Raw genomic sequence first — 19896 nt, 5'->3', positions numbered from 1 at the left:
ACCTGGATCAACCATTACCGATCTGAAACAGACATTGCTGGCTCTAACGTTCTTACTTGGATCGGCTGCAAATTGCCTTCGATTTGGGCACGGTATGGTTCAAACCATTCCGGCAGCATGAGTTTTTGTCCAAGCGACTCCGCGGGCTCATCTTTCGTGAATCCAGGAGGATCGGTAGCAATTTCGAACAGGATACCACCAGCTTCTCTGAAATAGATTGCGTTAAAATATTGGCGGTCCCGAACCGGGGTCGGCTGATAGCCATACTGTTGTACAGCCTCTCTCCATTGTTCATGCTCTGCAAAATCTTTGGCACGCCACGCGATATGGTGGACCGTCCCTGCTCCACCAACGCCCAGAGCCATCCGGGTGACAGGAACATCCACAACATTACCGATATCTCCGAAGGACCGGAATCGTACATACTCCTCGTCTTCATCTACTTTGGTGAATCCGAGTATTTTATCCAGCGCATCCATCGTTCTTTGCGGATTGACGCTGAACAGCACGGCACCTCCAAACCCTTTGATGGCTTTGTCCGCGGGAATGCCTTCATGAACCCAGGTGCTCGCTGCGCCCTCTTCACGTTCAACCAGTTCAAGACGCAAACCCTCGCTGTCTTCGAACTGCAGCAGCTCTTCGTTGAAGCGATTCGTTTTGGTTACCTCAATGTTATACTGTTCCAGCCGATCCTGCCAGAAGCCAATAGTCCCAGGCGGAATCACATATGAGGTAATGCCGACCTGACCGCCACCGATTTTTCCTCGCGGTGATCCGGCTGATGGGAAGAATGTAATGATGGTGCCCGGACTTCCGTTCTCATCCCCAAAATACAGATGGTATACATCAGGTGCATCAAAGTTGATCGTTTTTTTCACAAGACGAAGTCCCAGAACTCCAGCATAAAAGTCGACATTGGCCTGCGGATCTCCCGCAAAAGCTGTAATATGGTGAATACCTGCAGTTTGAATAGTCATCGTAATTTCCTCCTTGGTTTATCGAACAATTTTGAGTGGTTTGTAGTTGAGTAATGTCGCATAGACATTTTGTTTATGTTTATAGTGGTTGAATATTATCTTTACATTAAGATATTTAGTCGGAATACATTAATTATTGTTCTGTTGAGCCTGTTCCTCTTTCAATCGATCTGGAGTAACATCGTCGCCGTTCGGATCATAGATGGTCACATTCAGCAGAATATCATTGATCGAACCGCGAAAGGTTTGCAGATATTCCTGGCGCATACGAATTTGCTCCGCTTTCTCCATCTCCGTCAACCCTGCAGCTTTGGCTTTTCTTGAAAGTTCATTTATTCTGGTCAATGTTGGGATCATCATCTTGATCTCTCCTCGTAAATCGGAATTAAGATATTTGATATTCTTGGTGTGTTTTATCTTTATATTTAATATCTTAATTTAAAGATAAATCATTTATGATCCGTTGTCAACCTTTTATCCCATATAAAAATAAAATACAAAAAAAGGCTCACTCAAAAGTAGTGCACCTCTGAGCAAGCCTTCCTGTATTTCAGTGCATTAAGCCAGTTTTTGACCACAGTTAGGACAGAAATTTGCGCCTTCATTCTTGGCCCCACAGTTCGGACAGAAGTTCGGCTTTTTATTGTCTCCAGACGAAGAAGATGCACCTGCATCGCCGTTTTGATTTGCCGCAGGCTTTTGATCCGAATTCTGGTTCTGACTGTTCTGGTTCTGATTCATGTTTTTCATCATTTCATTTGCCATGTTCATCCCCATCATCATGCCCGCCATATCCGAAGCAGCCCCGCCACCCTTAACTTTACCGGAGGATATTCCGTCAGTCATGCTGACCTGCTGATATTTTTGCAAATTGCCGATCATTTCATGTGAAGCCGTCTTCGTAATCATATCCTGGATCTCCTGCGGATAATTGAAACTCATCACCTGGAAACCTGTGATTCCGATCCCGATGTCCATCATTTGCATATCCAGATCTTCCTGAATGCCTTTCGCAATATCCGAAGCATTCGCCTGCAGGTTAAACATGTCCTTACCCTCACGGCTAATCCACTTCATCAGCAGCTGATCCAGCACAGACGTAATCCGGATTTTGACATCCTCGACCAGATAGCTCTGCTTGATACCCGCGATTTTATCGATCAATGTGACATAGTCACTCACTTTAAAATTAAACGTGCCATTCGCACGAATCGGCATCCCGCCTGGAAGTTGAGGCGTCGGAATCAATACCGGGCTTTGTGTACCCCACCGAACGGTAAATTCCTTCGTATTCACAAACAGCACCTCGACCCGCATGCCGCTGTTGAATCCGAATTTGAAGCCTTTTAAGGTAGACAGAAACGGAATGATCTCGGAATCGATATTAAACGAGCCCTCGTCCTCGAAAATTCCTTCCACCTTACCGTTATTCAGGAAAATCGCATCCTGTCCTGAACGGATAATCAGTTTACTTCCCTTCTTGATCTCCCGATTACTCCACTTCCAGAAAATCATGTCATCTCTGAACTCTTCCCATTCCACCACATTCGAAAATTGATTTTTGAAAAATCCCATACATGTTTCCATCCCTTCTATAGTAAGCATTTTGCGCATCATGTGCCCTACACTCGCTTGTATTGATTCACTCTTCTAAAAAGATCCTCTACTACCACTGTGCGAATGGCCGCCTCGGCTGGTGCCTCCGCCCCCTCCACCTCCGCCACCATTATTGTTGTTCTTCTCAATTTTGCGTTTGGTTACGGTTGTGCGAATATATCGATCCTGACGATCGATTACGCTGGAAGTATTCGAATCCTCGTAGGTCGCCCGGTTGACCGTCACACGTCCGCCAGAACGGTAAGCCATAATCCCAACAGCAATGCCTCCGATCACTACAGATGCCCCCAATTGGAACCAGCCATTAAATAAAATATTGTTCGGGTTCACACCAGGTTCATACCCCATGTATTTATAGGAGAGCTTAATATACTTCTCAAAAGCGAGCTTATAATCGCCATTAGATAATTCAGATGTAATCTTGCTTCGGATTGATTGCAGCCGACCATTGTCCAGATAATCTTCGGCTTTATAGAATCCAGCCAGATAAACATCCCGATTGTACATATCCAACGTCAGAATAACCGCATTTCCATGCGCTTTATCATACCCCAGAGCGTGCTCGTCATAGAAATCCTCGGTCATCAGCTGTACATCCTGATTCTCCGTATTATTCGTTGTTAGAATAACAAAATCCGTCTGCCTCTCCGCCCCATACTCATTCGCCAGTGCATTCAGTTCACTTTTCTCCTGCTCGTTCAGCAGATTAGCTTCATCGTAAATCAGGTTTTTGCTGTCGGCTGCCGATGCCACTGACATTGAAATCAATGGAGACACGAGATTAATCACCAATACAATGAGTGTCGCCATCCATGCCAGATGTTTTCTTTTCCTCACAGGAACCCACCTCCCATCATCCAGGAGACCAGTTTCAACGACAACAGAGAAACGGCTGATATCCCTGCGAACCATCCGGCAACTTTAGCTTTGCTAATAGGCGGTTTACCCACCACTTTACCCGTTTGACCATTCATCGCAAAGGTATACTGTGAACGATTAAAGTCATAGTAAACCATCCACACCGGAAGCAGCACATAATCCGCATTTTTTAACGTGGTATCAATCTGTTTGTCTGTGTAACTGACACTGTTATAGCCTGAAACCGTTGATGCAATATAAGAATCGATATAAGAGCTCGTTTTTTCCTTGGCGCGCGGGTAAAGCTCCTCGTCGGTATAACTATATTTTTCCGCAATGTACCCGGCGAGATACGGCGTTTTGAAAAGCTTCAACTGGTTATAAGGAAATGGCTCCAGCTTATCCATCAGTTCATCTTTCATTTTCTCCGAAGCATCAATGGGCAGATTCACATAATTAAGCCGGATTCTCCGGTAAATATCGAAATGCTGCGTTTCCGTATAATGATAATCACCCTGCGTGTAGGTCCTGATCTTTGTGCCACGGCCATGAACTTCGATTTTGTTATGTAACTCATATAACCAAAAAGGTACGTATATCCCGGTAATACTCTGGACCCGGTCAGCCGACATGAATCCGCTTGGCGTCAGCAGACCGTTTCTGCACCACTTTTTGAACGCCTGCTTGGCCTCTTCCTTGCTGATTGCAAAGGGAAGGACCATGGCCGGTGCCAGATTTCCTGTCAGTCGATCACTCAGCACAACGGCAGCTCCGCAGAAACTGCATGTCGTTGCACTTGTCTCCGGCTCAGTCACGATGTCCGCACCGCAGCTGTTGCAGTGATACTCCTTGACCTCATTCTCCGTGAACACCTGTTTCTTCAACGGATCGGGGATCTGTTCGATATTATCCTGTCGTCCGCAGCTAGGGCAGGATAACGCTCCAGTTGCACTATCAAAAAGCATTCCACTGCCACAGTTGGGGCACTTGTACTCGATTACCGGCATTTGCTCACCTCAATGTTTAACGAAATGTACTACATTATATATATCGTTATTTATCTTCCAATCTCTTCTGAATTGCTGCGAGCTCTTCCTCTGGACTCGGCGTCACCTGTCCATTATTACCCGCTTCGGCATTCATTTGCTGCTCCAACTGTGCAATGAGCACATCCAGATCATCTTCCTGTGCCCCAGCACGAAGTTCAGCCAAAGCCTCAGCTTCGTTAAGCGCCTGATTCGCCTTGTCTTCCATCGCCTTCAAAGCAGCATTCGCAGCGGAAGCGTTCCGTTCATTGGCCTGTTGTTGCGCATTGGCAGCCGCCATTCTACCCTTAAGCTCCGTATGCCGAGCTTCCAATTGCCCCATATCCGCAACCAGCTTCTCGTGCATATGCTGCATCATTTTGGCTCTGGCGGAGGCCCGATCATAGGCAGTTTGCAATTCATTCAGTCTCACAGTCTGCGCTACCTTCTTTTCCAGAAAACCACGTGCCTTGTCTTCATCCCCAGACTCCGCAGATTTCTCTGCATACCGCTGTAATTTCTTAATCTCTGCACTGCATTCGTCCAAAGCCCTCTTCGCCCTGCTCTCATCCGAGAGAACTGCAGCCGTCTCTGCCTTCACCTGACCCAAATCGCTGCTCAAGCTCCGCATATATTCATTCACGGTCTTCTCCGGATCTTGCGCCCAAGCCAGCACATGGTTCACATTCGCTTTCATCACGTCCCTAAACCTCGATAAGATTCCCATCATCCGTTCCTCCTTCGAATAGTTTACATTTACCCTATAATACATGAAATTTGTAAGGTACGTTTCACTTTTAACGATTGAGGATCAGCCAGCATCATGAACGTAATGACCCTTATTAATAACAGATAGCGCCCATTCTTCACAGACTCAACATCGTTTACTACGTAATTTTGCCCGTTCTCAACAGGTAATTCTTCTCCATTTGATAAGTAATCAAACCATCCCGATCACATTATTCACCCAGTCGGAGCTTCTCCGAGTGCTCCCTCCGGCGATATGCGCTCGGTGACATACCACTCAGCTTATTGAAGCTTCGATTGAATTGCGAGAAGCTGGCGAAGCCGCACTGCTCTGCAATTTCCGTTATTTTCATGCTGGAGTTCAGGAGCAACTGCTGGGCGTTACGAATACGAGTCATTTGGATATATTGGGTGAGTGTGAAGCCGGTAACCTTGTTGAACTGACGCGACAAGTGATGGGCACTTACGAAAAACGCCTTCGAAATGCCCTCCAGTGACAACTCCTGCTGATAATGGCTGTGAATATAGGATGTAATGGCATAAATCTGTCTGGACATGGATGATCCTGTCTCTTGAACAACGTAACCATTTTCATGGGAATAACGGTGGATGGTATACAGAAAATCGACGAATTTGCTATGGATTGCGACCGAATTGACGGCAGATGGGTGCTGAGAAAGCGCAAAGATATCGTTTAACGGTGTGAATATATCCTTGCACCGCTCTTCCGTGAACCTGAAAATCGGCAGGGATTCCTCAAATATAGAGAACAGTTCGTTGTAACCGCTCTCAAGTCCAGGTACACTGCGTGGCATAGCAAAATTAATAATCACCCGTTTGGGTGGAGCTCCCTTGGGATACTGTGTTTTGTGCAGCAATGAAGGCTTAAGCAATACAATATCAAACGGCTGAATCTCATATAAACTGCCTTCAATGATATGTGCAGCCGTCCGATCAAGCAGAATGTGCATTTCATAAAAATCGTGAAAATGCTGAAACTCCATATTTACATCGTGAGACCGTTCATCATAATCCACATAATAAAAGAGGGGATCCCCAGGCTGGTTTACCTGGATGGCATATCCCTGCTTGTAGGCCAGAACAAATGGTGTCACGGACATGGACATGCACCTCCTCAACCATTTCATTGGGATCATTTTAGCATGAAATGCAATAAAAAGACGTTATTTTAAGCATAGAATACATAGTTCATTACAATCCTCGTTTGCTATAGTGAAGTTGATAACCAACAAGCGCAGCCTGTAAATACTTCAGACCAAGGTGGGAAACGAAATGAAAACCAGTTCCTTATATACTCGAATCCATACCATTGTTAAACATTTGGAACGTGCCCGATTGACCTCAAAAATGGATGTACACGAGCTTTATCATAAAGAATGCGGTTATCACACATGGGAGCTGGTCCACGAAGACCCTTCCTCCTGGGATATTTTTCGGAAGGGAGACGGCTGGGGTGGCAAGGATGTGCACAGTTGTTTCAAAACCCGAATTCGCATACCAGACCGCATGATCGGAAAAAAAGTGGTTTGTGGCATCGTCACTGGTGCTGACGATATATGGAACTACGACAATCCGCAATTTCTGGCTTTTCTGAACGGTGAACTGGTCTGTGGATTGGACGTTAACCATACGGAAATTGACCTGACGGCAGCGGCGAACGCTGGCGAAGAGTTTGAGCTTGCGCTGTATGCGTATTGCAGCACTTCGGCGGCTGATGTCTTTTTGAACGTGTATATCGCTGAACACCATCAGCCTGTGACCGATTTATATTACGATCTCAAGGCGGCCCTTGATGCCGCTGATCTGCTGCGTGAGGATGATCTGGAGCGAATGAAGCTGATCGAGCAATTGAATCAGGCCGTGAATCATCTCGATCTGCGCCAGGAAAACAGTGACGCTTTCCATGCCTCGGTGCTGGAAGCTCGCCGCTATATGCAAGAGAATGTCTATGGCGAAGCCCGTCCTGCTGGAGACCAGATGCCTACGGTCCACTGCATCGGTCATACCCACATTGATGTGGCGTGGCTGTGGACGCTGGATCAAACGCGGGAAAAAGTAATACGCAGCTTTGCCAGCGTGCTGTATTTAATGGACAAGTTCCCGGAGTACACCTTCATGTCCTCTCAGCCCAAGCTGTATGAGTACCTGAAGCACGACTATCCACCCTTGTACGATAAGATCAAACAGAAAGTCGCGGAAGGCCGCTGGGAAGCCGAAGGCTCCATGTGGCTGGAGGCAGACTGCAACCTGATCTCCGGCGAGTCGATGGTCCGTCAGATTATATACGGGAAACGTTTCTTCAAGGAAGAATTCGGCGTAGACAATCGCGTATTATGGTTGCCGGACGTCTTTGGTTACAGTGCAGCCATGCCGCAGATTATGCGCAAGAGCGGCATCGATTATTTTATGACAACCAAAATTGCCTGGAATGATACTAACCAAATTCCGAACGACACGATGTACTGGAGAGGTATTGACGGCTCGGAGGTATTAACCCATTTCATCACAACCACGGATTATGACAAGCATCCCGACCTTAAACTTCGCCGCCGGTTCGAAACAACATATAATGGCCGTTTCAACGCAAGCCAGGTCAAAGGAACATGGCAGCGCTATCAGAACAAAAGTATCAATTCGGATGTTTTACAGTGCTTCGGATTCGGAGATGGCGGGGGTGGGCCAACCGAGGAGATGCTGGAACACGGCAGACGACTTGAAAAAGGATTGCCTGGGGTACCAACGGTTAAGCGTACCTTCGTACGGGAGTTTTTCGAGAAGCTGGAGGACAACTTAGCCGATGTTCGTTCAGTTCCTCGCTGGTCCGGCGAGCTCTATCTGGAATATCATCGTGGAACCTACACCTCCATGGCCCGCAATAAACGCTATAATCGTCATGGCGAATTCGCGCTGGCCGATGCCGAGCTTTTCTCCGTCATTCGTCAGCAGATGGATTCGGGAGCCGTTTATCCTGCAGAAGCACTGGAACATGCGTGGAAATTGACGATGCTGAATCAGTTTCATGACATTCTGCCCGGCAGTTCCATTGGGCAGGTGTATGAGGATTCCAGGGAACAATATGAAGAGGTCCTTCGTGTCACGGATGATCTGAAGGCAAGTGCGCTGAGCGATATTGTGAGCGAGATTCAATCTGATGGAGGAGCGATCGTTGTATTTAACACCACAGGTTTCGAACGGACCGATGTCGTGGAAATTCCTTCTTTTGATCAAAAGGTAGCTGTGTATGACGGAGAGCGACGTGTTCCGAGTCAGCACACACCGGATGGAGGATTGGTGTTTCTGGCCGGAGGTGTTCCGGCTTCCGGGTACAAAAGCTTCCGAATCACTACGGCGACCGCCGATGATGCAACGTCTAACGAGTCTTTGACGCAAGGAGAACCGAGCTTGATCCAGACGCCTTTCTACGAGATTCGTCTGAATGACAGCGCCGAATTTGTATCGATATGGGACAAGGCCGAAGGCCGGGAACTGCTCCAGCCAGGCAAACGCGGTAACGTATTGCAGGTGTTCGAGGATCGTCCTGCGGAATACGAAGCATGGAACATTGATGACTACTATGAAGAGAACATGTGGGAAGTCAGCGATCTTCAACAGCTCGAATGGATAGAAAGCGGCCCCGTGCGTTCCCTGCTCAAAGTAAAACGTCAATTCCTTGATTCCGTCATTGAGCAGACGATCATCTTTTATGCACATACGCGCCGTATTGATTTCCGTACCTTTGTAGATTGGAAACAAGAACATCTGCTGCTGAAAGTGGCATTCCCGCTCGATATATGGAGTGAAAAGGCCGTCTACGAAATTCAGTACGGCAACGTGGAGCGAGCAACACACCGTAACACCAGTTGGGATCAGGCCCGATTCGAGGTGTGCGGTCAGAAATGGGCCGACCTGGCAGAGAACGGGTATGGTGCCGCCCTTTTGAACGACTGTAAATACGGGTATGACATTCATAATTCCGTCATGCGCCTGTCGCTGATTAAAAGTGCAACCTATCCTAATGAAACAGCGGACAAAGAGCAGCACATATTCACGTACTCCCTCTATCCGCACAAGGGAGATTTTCGGGAAGGGCGTGTCATCCAGGCCGCATACGATATCAACCGACCTTTGGTTGCTCGCGAGATTCCACAGCAAACAGGCATGATGCCTGCGGCGTGGTCATTCGTATCGGTCGATCAGGACAATGTCGTCTTGGAAGTAGTTAAAAAAGCCGAGAATAACGATGATCTGATCATCAGGCTCTATGAAGCACATGGACGTCGCAGCCGGGCAGCGATCAAGCTGCCGCAGGGATTATCCTCCACCGCTTATGCCTGTGATTTGCTGGAGAATAATGAAGCCACATACGACGTGGTCAGCGACCAGATTTCTTTTGAGATTAAGCCGTATGAAATTTTGACCTTTCGTGTTCCGACCGCTCAGTAGTCAATTGCCTTGCCAGTAACTTGGCGCTTGTTGAATCACTTGACGTTAGTCCCATAGCCTGGCGCTTGTCCAATAGCATTACGCCTGTTCCATAACATGGCATTAATCTAATCGGACAGTGTTTATCCATACCAAAAGGGGATGTCCCATAAGTCATGAATATGACAGGGAACGTCCCCTTTTAACGTTATTTTTTAAGGAACCTGACACACGCTATTCGCTCCCATTTGCGCAGATCTGAGATCTTACGAATCACAGAGACGTTATTTTATCGATTCGATCGATTTTTTAGGTTTTTACACTGTTTTATGATGGAATAGCGTTACTGAGGTTCGTTAAATCTTGCATACGTAGATGACCCGCCTTTTAAGTTACGGTAGGTTCGTTAGCGCTTGGAGCGAGGGGAATTCTTTTGAGACATCCCCTCTTCAACAACGTAAATTCAACATCCCTATGCTGTCACTTGCGCTTCATCAGGAATTAGCCCTTGATTGCACCAGCAATCATGCTTTTCTGTACCTGTTTGTTCAGCAGCAAATAAATAACGATGGTTGGCAGAGTAGTGATCATCAGTCCAGCTCCAATAATGCCCCATTGGGTGATATAAGTCCCCACCATGGACATCATGCCCACCGTCAGCGTTTGATACGCCTCGTTGTTAATAAATGTAACGGCAAACATCAGCTCATTCCAGCAGGCGAGAAAAGTAAAGATGGCAACCGTGGACACCGCAGGACGAACAAGCGGCATGATGATGAAGAAAAAGGTTCTGTATATACCACAGCCATCGATGACCGCCGCTTCCTCCAGTTCACGTGGAACCCCTTTGAAAAAGCTGCCCAAAATAAACACAGCCATCGGAATACCAAAAGCAACGTAAGGAATAATCAATGACCAATAGGTATTCAGCAATCCCAAATTCTTCAATATGATGAACAGGGGAAGGAGTGCGGCGTGAATAGGAACCATGATGCCCAGAAGGATCAGCGTCATCGTGAAGCCGCTCCATTTCCAGTTCATCCTCGTAATGGCGTATCCCGTCATAGAGGCGAGAATCAATACAAGAATAATGGAGATGACCGTCACGATTACACTGTTAAAGAAATAACTCAACACATGCCCATCCGACAACGCCTTGGTATAATTGCTCCAAAGAAAGGATTTGGGGAGTGCTGCCACATCGCCGCTAAATATCTCGCTATTATCCTTCAGGGAGAAAAAAGCCAGCCAGACGAGCGGATACATCTGTAAGACGGCTACAATGATCAAAAACAGATGCAACATTATTTTCCCCACCGGTTTTGATCTTGGAGACGACAACACCACTTCAACTGTACTCAGTTTTTCCACCCCCTAGTCCGTCTTGAACCATTTATTGATTAAGACTGTACAGATCAGACATTCCAGAATGATAAAGACGGATATCGCACTTCCATAACCATACTGGTATGTACTAAAAATCGTCGTATACATTAACGTACTTGGCACTTCGGTCGTAAACAGCGGGCCACCACCCGTCAGTACATAGATCAGGTCGAATACCTTAAACGCTCCGATGACCGAAAAGATAAGACAAACTTTGAGAATGGGCTTCATCAGTGGAATGGTAATCGAAAACGCCGTACGCAAACGTGAAGCCCCGTCCATTTTGGCCGCCTCCACAATATCCTGAGAGATCGACTTGGCCCCTGCGTACATTAGCAGCATGTGATAGCCAATATACTGCCACAACGTTGGCACAAATGAGGCCGCGAGGGCTGTATTTTTCTGTCCAAGCCAGTCCTGAGCCAGGTGGGACAACCCTATACTTTCAAGCAGAGCGTTCAAAAGACCGTAGTCCGCATTATAGATTTTGGACCATAACTGTGCAATCACAACGGTAGAGATCAGAACCGGTATAAAGTAGACCGTGCGATAAAATCCTTCACCCTTCACACTTGATGCCAGTACAAGAGCCAACAGCAGTGAGATCGGCAATTGAACGAACACCGATGCACCTGCGAACAGCAGTGAATTCTTGATCGAATTCAATACACGTGGGTCTTTAAACATCTCAACATAATTATCCAGTCCGATAAACACACCTTTGCCTATGCCATTCCAATCCAGCAAACTATAATAACTGGACACAAAAATCGGAATGAGTACAATACCGCAGAACAGCACCAGCGTGGGCAAAACAAATATGGCGATCGTGATTTTATTGGAAAATACAGCGTTCATTATCGTTCTCCTCTCCAAGTTGCAGCCAGGGATTACCCCTGACTACAGTCTTGTGTGGGTATTCATGGATCAAAGACTCAACTCCGTTGGTTTCAGCTGAGCCATCTGTTCGCAGAATTCCTCTGGAGTAACGTCTCCGGCCAAAAGCTGTGCAATCAGGTTTTTGTGTGCCTCTGCGGATTCGGCGGGCAAAATGTTATCCCACCATGCAATGAACGAAGTCGCCGTTTTCATAATTTCCGCACTAGACTGGTCAAGCGTGGATAATCCGGATGTATCCAGATCGTCCGTATTCCAGCTAGGGAGCCCTGCGCCTGCCAGATAACCTTGCGTGCCGAGCTGTTCACTCAGATACTTGAGGAATTCAACCGCCTCTTCGGGATGCTGAGTGTTATTGCTAATATAGAAGCCATCCACGGCTCCGCCGAATATTTCAGTGTTGTTCCCTTTGCCATCTTCAAATACAGGAAAGGGAATGACCTTTACATTGCCCTTGGTTGCCGACGAAGGATCTTCAATACCCGCATTCACCCAGTTGGCCTGGAACATCATAGCTCCATTCCCTGCGTTGAATGCACCCAACATTTCATCGTAGCCCATGCTGAACATACTGCTGTTGAATGCCGCTGCTTTGGCGAGATCCTGCATTTTGGTGGCCGCTGCAATAAAGTCGGGCGAATTCCATTTGGCTGGGTCCTTGAATGCTTCAATAACTGCTTCATTACCTGCCTGCCGCATCGCAATGATGTCGTACCAGTACATGCCTGGCCAGCGATCCTTTTCCCCCAGGAGAGCCGGAGTAATTCCTGCCGCTTTCAATTTCTCTACCGCATCAAGCAATTCCGTATAGGTGGTCGGCAGCTTAGCTCCTGCCTGCTCGAACAGCGCTGTATTCACATACAAATTGGCGATATGGGTGTAGACCGGAAGGGTGTAGATTTTCCCATCCTTTTCAATCGCCTCTGCCATGCCTGGGGCCATTCGTTTTTTCAGGTCATCCGTAATATACTTGGTGATCTCCAGCACATTTCCAGACTGGATATAGGGCTCCATAAAACTTCCTCCACCCATGCCGTAAAACAGATCAGGGGCCTCACCTGCCGCAATGGATGTCTTGACTTTGGTTTTGTACTGCTCACCTGTTGTGCCTGTCCGTACAATCTGGATGTCGGGATGTTCCTTGTTCCATTTCTCGATGATTTGCGGCAATAATTTCGCCGACGGGTCTGTATTGCCAACGGACTGATCCCATAACGTCAAGGTAACGCTTCCATCTTTGCCTGCACTTGTTCCCTCCGATGACCCGGATGAACATGCGACCAAGCTGCCTGCAATACCCAAAGCCAACACCATACCCAACGATCTTTTTAATAGCGCTTTCATCTTTTGACCTCCCCTAGTCAGGTTTTGTTCTACTTGTCCTATTTTAGGCAGCTATTACCAATATCACCATTTAGAAAACGAGCAATTCCTTTTAAAATTCGAACATATTCCAGGTCATGATTTGCGCTGTCTGTACTCATTCATGGATCTGCCCATGATTTTTTTAAATAAAACGCTAAAATAGTGTGGGTCCGTGATCCCGACCTGCTCGCCGATCTCATATCCCTTTAATTGAGTCTGCTTCAGCAATGCCTCTGCCTTTTTCATACGCAAATTCGTAAGATACTCGACAAAGGTTCTTCCCGTCTCCTTCTTCATCAGCCTTCCCAAATGACCTGGACTAACAAAGAAAGCCGCAGCGGTATTCGCAAGTCCAATGTTGGGATCGCCCATATGATCCTCCAGGTACGTCTTGACCTGACTGATCAGATTGTCTTCCTTGGTCTGGTTCTTGGCATATACCGTTTCGGATACATATCGGACGTAACTCTCCAATCGGTTTAACAGTTCCGGCAAATGATCGACAGTAAGAATAGAAACGAGCGTTTCTTTGTTAAACACCTGATCACTTTCAAGCTGCTGCTCCATTGCCGATCGCTGACATTCCGTAATGACATCCATTGCTGCCAGGCGAAACTGTGACACACTCGAAAAAGATACATCAAAAATATGATGCAGGACTTCAATTGCACGCGAGGAAGAACCAACGCTGATGTAAAATTGGAATCGCTGAAGAAGATCAGCATTTGACCGATAACACTGCTCCCGGTTATCTACAATATCCTCGAAGCAGACCACCTGATTTTTTCCGACAAAGGCCTGATACGCCAGAGCGCGGCAGGCTTCCTGATAGACTGCCGGCGCATCCTCTACAAGACCATGTTTACGCCCAATCCCCATGCTCACAGCACAGGGATAGGAAGTGGTAAGAAGGGAAATGAGTTCTTCTCCATCTTCAATAAAATCCACATTCGGATTTAAGCTGATGATCACAATTCGGTTTCGAGTATCCGTCAAACGAATAACACCTGGTTCTTTTTCATAAAATGCATCGATTTCGTTGCTGCACTCCATGCTGAGCAAAATCAACTGCTCCTCTGTTTCTTTGGCTGATGCCGTTGAAATTTCAATAACTGCTACTTGAATGCCATCGCTCTCCAGAAGCATTGGAATATTAAAATAGGCCGCTTTCTCTCGGATTTCTGCCTGCGTAGGGAGCACGCCATTCAACCATTGCAGCAAAAATTTTTCCCGGAGATACGGGAAGTTGCGTTCCAGGTCTGCCCGGAGTTTCCGAATCTCCTGTCCACGCTTTCGCTCATCATCAATCATGACTCTCAGCTTGTCTGTCACTGTATGCAGTTCGGCAGCACGAATAGGCTTCAATAGATAATCCACGATGCCTATTTGAATGCTTTTGCGTGCGTATTCAAACTCATCATGCCCTGTGACCACGACGATCTTAATATCCGGATACTTCTCCAGAATCACTCGACTTAATTCAATCCCATCCATGTTCGGCATATAAATATCGGTAAAAATAATATCTGGCTGCTGCTTGTCCACCAAAGCCAGAGCTTCTTGTGCGTCCGAAGCTTCGCCCATGATCCTCATGCCCTGCTCTGCCCAGTCAATGCGCATACGGAGTAAGTTGCGTATCAGATATTCATCGTCTACAATCAGCACATTTAATTGTCCCATGATGCCTCCGCTCCATTCGGTATTCTGATCAGGATGGTTGTTCCTCGTCCAGGTTCACTATGAATCGTGATGCCGTCCTGTATTCCATAGAACATTCGCAAGCGTTCCAGTGTACCCCACAGACCAAAGCTTCTGATTTCGCCTTTTCTCTCCATGTGGAGAATCTGATCAATCTCTTCTCCCGACATGCCAACACCATCATCAGAAATGAACAGATTCACGCCACCCTTTGTTTTACTCGCATGAATCTGGATGGTTCCCTTCGTTCCTTTCGGACGTATACCGTGGTAGAGTGAATTTTCAGCCAAAGGTTGCAGCACAAGCTTGGGGATCGGCGTCTGTAGACAGTCCTCATCCACATCGAATTCAATCTCAAACGTATCCTGATAACGTGTTTTCTGAATTTTCATGTAATTCCGTACAATCTCGATTTCCTCCCCAAGAGTGATCACCTCACGACCTTTGCTGACACTCATGCGATAATACGTGCCCAGCGCCTCCAATAGCTCGCAAACCTGATCATTGCGGCCTGACAGGGCCAAGGAGGTGATAGAGTCCAGCGTGTTGTACAGGAAATGTGGCTTGATCTGGGCTTGGAGTGTACTCAGTTCAGCTCTGCGAATCATCTTCTGTTCTTCCATCTTGCGTTTTAACATCTGGTCCATTTGTTCAATCATTTGGTTGTACCCCTTAAATAGCTGTTCAAATTCATAACTGTTCAGTTCCGCATTCACTTTTCTGAAGTTGCCGCTTGGTGCTTTGTTCATGGATCGCAGAAGTTTATGAATGGGTTTGATAATGCTGTTTGAAATAATGAACGAGCTGACAAAAAACACCGTTCCGTTGATGATTAACATCACCAGCGCCAGTAATACAAGTGACTTGTTACGGGAATCTACCCTGCCATATGAATTCATACTGATGAACTTCCATTGGTCATTTCCATCCGTGCGATATGAGACGGCATATTTCTGTGATCCGTTATTCAGCGTTAGCGACCCTGAGCTGCTCTGCGCAAAATGTTGTTCCAGTTCATCTTGGTGCCCAGACAGAATGTCCTGAAAAGAAGTATTGTCTGGATCAACGGTGGAGTTATCAACAATGATTTGATTATGCTCATCCAGAATAGCCATCTGAAATGAATCCTGATTGAGGAGGCTCGCGTAGGCTTGTGCAAAGGACTCTCCTTTGATATTCATCACCAGAATCCCGAGCGGGGAGGTATTATCGATATCCCTAATCATTCGAATGAAGGAGACAAACGGTTTATCTTCGGCATTGGTGGAACCAGACTCGCTTCCATTGCGAATCAGCACATATTTCCCCTTATTACGCACGACCTGTTCATACCACGAGGTTTCCTCAACGTTCGCTTCCAGAAATGAAGGCAGTTCCTCTGTACCGACGGAAAATCGATGTCCAGAATTGTCATAAATATATACCGAATCAATCATTGGAACCGCTTGCATAAGATTCACCAAATAGGTACTGACCTTGGCCTGGGTTTGCAGGTTGGCATATACATCTCCTTGTCTTAGCAGGTTTTGCAGGTTGTGATCCGAGAAAATCATTTTGGAATAGTTGTTTACATTGTCAATAATCAGCTCCACATTGGTCTGGATGGAGGTGAGCGTCTGCAAGGACGTCTCATTGATTTTTTTCTGGGCCGAGTTCGCAGAGATTTGTGTTAGTACCCAGTAACTGAATACAACCGTGAGCAAAATGATTAGAAAGTAGGCAAATGGTATTTTAAAGGCCAGTTTTTTCGGTTTGCTGCGAATAAAAGAATGCCATGTACTCATTTTTTTTATGATCACTGTATCCCCCCACTTGATATGACCTTGTTCTGCCGTCACCATATATCATTATAGCCGCAGCTCCGTTTATCTCAATGCACGATATGTGGCGCACTCCGTTAAAATAACATCGGGGTCTGCATGAGCCATAGATGCCATTCCTCTGCAAGTTGGCTATAATAAGGGAAGTCTTCTCATTCCGCAACATCCGAGATGGCCAATGAATGATTTTTATAAAAGGCAGGAAAATTATGCGAACACGAGTTCATATTATCGCTCCTTACGAATCCATGACTACGATTATAGAAGAATGCATTCCGCTATTTCCGCAATTAGCCATTCAGTGTGAAGTAGGCGATTTAATGAAAGGCGCCGAGCTGGCGGCCCAAGCCGAACGAAATGGTGCGGAAATTATTATTAGCCGCGGCGGTACTGCCCAACTGATCAAGGAAGCCGTAACCATTCCCGTCATTGATGTGCAGTTGACTGGATATGACATGATTCGTTCCCTTACGCTCGCCAGCCAGTTCAACGGCCTCACGGCCATCGTTGGCTTTTCCAACATTACTTCAGGCGCACAATCCATTATTGATTTAATGGACTTACCTTTAAAGGTATATACCATACGTAGTTCCGAAGACGTGGCAAGATTGCTGCTGGAGCTGAAAGCTTCCGGATACCGGCAGATTGTTGGAGATGTCATCACTGTAAATACGGCCAAGACTTATGGAATGGAAGGTTTATTGATCCAATCCGGTAAGGAATCGATTCTTAGGGCCCTTGAAGATGCACAGTTGGTATATCGTTATTTGAGCAAAAATCATGCGATATCGATCATCCTAAACGACCTGGTTACCAAGGAGCATCCCAATCTCATGATCCTGGACGACCAGAACGAAGTTGTATTTGAGAACTTGACTGATTTCGAGCAGAATCCACTAACGGATAATCACATTTATCTTACCAATACCAACCTGGAGTTCCACCGATCGAAAATTCAAAATGTATTCATCGTTGACGATTACCAACTGACGGTAACAGCCTACGAAACTGCGTTGGATAACAAAAGTTATAAAGTCTATTTTCTTGAAAAAGGACAGCCTTACGCTTTTGCACAATATGGCATAACAGCATATAACGACATATCCATGGAACCGATTGTTGCCGAATCTCCTGCCATGCAGGCCGTATTGAGGAACATCCGTACTCTGTATGAAAATCACGAACCCATCTATCTGCTAGGCGAGGCGGACTCAGGGAAATCTTTTCTGGTGAAACATATTCATCAGATGTACTCTGGCGGCGGGTTACTTTTACAAATGGATTTGACACAAATGCCTCCAGGTCATTTGCACAAAATACCACTTTCCAAGGTTCGAAATGTGGAGATTAACCATATGGAAGATCGGCTGGAGGATGAGGAGCTGATCTCATTCATTCAGACCTGTCTACACAGGCGAATCGGTGTGTTTATCCTCGGTGAACAGCGATTGAATCCGAATCGAACCCTGCATATCGAGCTCAATACAATCATTATGCCGAGCCTTGTGGACAGGCAGGAGGATCTTGCACTTCTGATCCAGCATTTTCTCAGCGATTACTACCAGAAGTATGGGACGGTTGCCGTGAAAATAAAAGAGGAAGCACTGCAGCTGATCAGAGATCAAATCCCGCATATGACAGTCAACCAATTGAGGCATCTCATCAAACAGGCTGCACTGAATGAACAGGAATACGTGATCTCCGCTTCGACCTTGTCACATCTGCTTGGTCAACAACCCTCATCCAATACAATGAAGTTAAATGGTACGTTGAAGGAGATCGAAAAAGAGATTATTCAATACGTTCTGCAAGAGGAAAACAATAATCAATCCAAGGCGGCCGACCGCTTGGGGATTAACCGTGCCACGTTATGGCGTAAACTTAAAGAGTAACTTTAGGTTTACGCCTTTTTTATGATTATGAGTGTTGCATTATTAAACAGTTATAAAGATTACTTAAAATTTACAATAAATAAGTGTTGCTATAATAAACAATATGGGATAACATAATCCATGCAAACGCTTCATAAAAACGATTACTTCATAAGGGAGCCACTACTATGAACATTAAAGCAACATTAGATCGTATTCCTGGCGGCATGATGGTTGTTCCCCTGTTGCTCGGCGCAACCATTAACACATTCTTTCCGAATGCTTTGCGGATTGGGGGTTTCACAGAAGCCCTGTTCGTAAACAGTTCAAGCACATTGATCGCCCTGTTCCTGTTGATTGCCGGTACGCAAATCACGTTCAAGACGGCCGGTTCTTCGGTTGGTAAAGGCGTTACACTGCTTGTGTTCAAGTGGGCAGTTGGTGCAATATTAGGTTTGATCGCCATATTCTTTGCGGACTCCAATGGTTTATTCCTTGGTTTGGCGCCACTCGCCATTATCGCCGCAATGACGAATTCCAATGGTGGACTGTACATCGCGCTGGCCGGACAATACGGCAAAGAAGATGACAAAGCGGCTTATCCGTTCCTCGCGCTCAGCGACGGACCATTTCTCACCATGGTTGCTCTTTCCATCTTTGGTGCGATGGGTTTTGCCAATGGCATGTTCTCCCCGATGTCCTTTGTAGCTGTACTGCTTCCGCTAATCGTCGGCGTTGTTATTGGTAACCTGGATCGCAACATGGCTGAATGGCTGCATAAAGGCAGTGATAAGCTCGTTCCATTCTTCGCCTTTTCACTGGGTATGGGAATTAACTTCTCATCGATCATTCAAGGCGGACTCAGCGGTATCTTGCTGGGGGTACTGACTGTATTGATCACTGGTGGCATCGGTTTCTTGTTGTTCAGAGCTATTGGCTGGAACCCGATTGTCGGTGCTTCCGAAGGCTCCACAGCCGGTAACGCTGTAGGTACGCCTGCTGCCATCGTGGCTGCAAACGCTTCTTTTGCCCCGATTGCCGAGATTGCTACGGTACAGATTGCTGCAAGTGTTGTGACAACCGCCATTCTGCTGCCGATCTTCATCGGGTTCCTCTCCAAGAGACTGGAGAAATCAGGCGGCGTCGAAAAATACAATCAAAGACCGTCCACCTAAATGCACTGAATTTAATT

15 protein-coding genes are annotated in these 19896 nt (G+C 46.5%); 3 read left to right on the top strand and 12 right to left on the bottom strand.

The window, feature by feature from the left end; genetic code table 11:
* Window positions 1-14: 14 nt before the first annotated feature.
* From ACFTRD_RS29730 to ACFTRD_RS29700, 7 genes are all read right to left on the bottom strand, one after another.
* Window positions 15-977 (bottom strand): ring-cleaving dioxygenase, encoded by a 963-nt coding sequence (locus tag ACFTRD_RS29730; protein ID WP_379386272.1) that lies wholly within the window; start codon window positions 975-977, stop codon window positions 15-17.
* 129 nt (window positions 978-1106) lie between these two features.
* The gene (locus tag ACFTRD_RS29725; RefSeq protein WP_379386379.1) at window positions 1107-1334 is read right to left on the bottom strand and encodes a DUF896 domain-containing protein; all 228 of its coding nucleotides are present in this window, start codon (window positions 1332-1334) and stop codon (window positions 1107-1109) included.
* 201 nt (window positions 1335-1535) lie between these two features.
* On the bottom strand, window positions 1536-2552 hold the full coding sequence (locus ACFTRD_RS29720; RefSeq protein ID WP_379386270.1) for an SPFH domain-containing protein: 1017 nt from the start codon (window positions 2550-2552) through the stop codon (window positions 1536-1538).
* Window positions 2553-2627: 75 nt separating this feature from the next.
* Window positions 2628-3404 carry a TPM domain-containing protein gene (locus ACFTRD_RS29715; RefSeq protein WP_379386377.1) on the bottom strand — a complete coding sequence of 259 codons (777 nt, stop codon included), beginning with the start codon at window positions 3402-3404 and terminating at the stop codon, window positions 2628-2630.
* 23 nt (window positions 3405-3427) lie between these two features.
* Window positions 3428-4459: a TFIIB-type zinc ribbon-containing protein gene (locus tag ACFTRD_RS29710; protein WP_379386268.1), complete on the bottom strand. Its 1032-nt coding sequence runs from the start codon at window positions 4457-4459 to the stop codon at window positions 3428-3430.
* Window positions 4460-4505: 46 nt separating this feature from the next.
* Window positions 4506-5204: a PspA/IM30 family protein gene (locus ACFTRD_RS29705; RefSeq protein WP_379386375.1), complete on the bottom strand. Its 699-nt coding sequence runs from the start codon at window positions 5202-5204 to the stop codon at window positions 4506-4508.
* Between the two features lie 232 nt (window positions 5205-5436).
* Complete coding sequence (locus ACFTRD_RS29700) at window positions 5437-6345, bottom strand: AraC family transcriptional regulator (protein WP_379386266.1); 909 nt, start codon at window positions 6343-6345, stop codon at window positions 5437-5439.
* A gap of 172 nt (window positions 6346-6517) precedes the next feature.
* On the opposite strand from ACFTRD_RS29700, the gene ACFTRD_RS29695 reads away from it, so the two are divergent.
* Window positions 6518-9688, top strand: coding sequence for an alpha-mannosidase (locus ACFTRD_RS29695; protein WP_379386264.1), 3171 nt, complete (start codon window positions 6518-6520; stop codon window positions 9686-9688).
* A 480-nt stretch (window positions 9689-10168) separates the two neighbouring features.
* On the opposite strand, the gene ACFTRD_RS29690 is transcribed toward ACFTRD_RS29695, so the two are convergent.
* The 5 genes from ACFTRD_RS29690 to ACFTRD_RS29670 form a co-directional block, all read right to left on the bottom strand.
* Entirely contained in the window at window positions 10169-10972 is an 804-nt protein-coding gene (locus ACFTRD_RS29690; protein ID WP_379386262.1) for a carbohydrate ABC transporter permease, read from the bottom strand.
* A 69-nt stretch (window positions 10973-11041) separates the two neighbouring features.
* Window positions 11042-11911: a carbohydrate ABC transporter permease gene (locus ACFTRD_RS29685; RefSeq protein WP_379386260.1), complete on the bottom strand. Its 870-nt coding sequence runs from the start codon at window positions 11909-11911 to the stop codon at window positions 11042-11044.
* Between the two features lie 69 nt (window positions 11912-11980).
* Window positions 11981-13294, bottom strand: a complete 1314-nt coding sequence (locus ACFTRD_RS29680) for an extracellular solute-binding protein (RefSeq protein WP_379386258.1) — start codon at window positions 13292-13294, stop codon at window positions 11981-11983.
* Between the two features lie 114 nt (window positions 13295-13408).
* Window positions 13409-14995, bottom strand: a complete 1587-nt coding sequence (locus ACFTRD_RS29675; RefSeq protein ID WP_379386256.1) for a response regulator — start codon at window positions 14993-14995, stop codon at window positions 13409-13411.
* Window positions 14983-16812: a cache domain-containing sensor histidine kinase gene (locus ACFTRD_RS29670; protein WP_379386254.1), complete on the bottom strand. Its 1830-nt coding sequence runs from the start codon at window positions 16810-16812 to the stop codon at window positions 14983-14985. Before ACFTRD_RS29670 ends, ACFTRD_RS29675 begins: the two co-directional genes overlap by 13 nt.
* 230 nt (window positions 16813-17042) lie before the next feature.
* On the opposite strand from ACFTRD_RS29670, the gene ACFTRD_RS29665 reads away from it, so the two are divergent.
* The gene (locus tag ACFTRD_RS29665) at window positions 17043-18725 is read left to right on the top strand and encodes a PrpR N-terminal domain-containing protein (RefSeq protein ID WP_379386252.1); all 1683 of its coding nucleotides are present in this window, start codon (window positions 17043-17045) and stop codon (window positions 18723-18725) included.
* 167 nt (window positions 18726-18892) lie between these two features.
* Window positions 18893-19879, top strand: a complete 987-nt coding sequence (locus ACFTRD_RS29660; RefSeq protein WP_379386250.1) for a 2-keto-3-deoxygluconate permease — start codon at window positions 18893-18895, stop codon at window positions 19877-19879.
* Window positions 19880-19896 lie beyond the last annotated feature (17 nt).

The organism is Paenibacillus sp. NPDC056933, assembly GCF_042674385.1.
Taxonomy (GTDB): Bacteria; Bacillota; Bacilli; order Paenibacillales; family Paenibacillaceae; genus Paenibacillus.
Note: the sequence above shows the minus strand (reverse complement) of the source record. Positions and strands in the feature narration are given on the sequence as shown.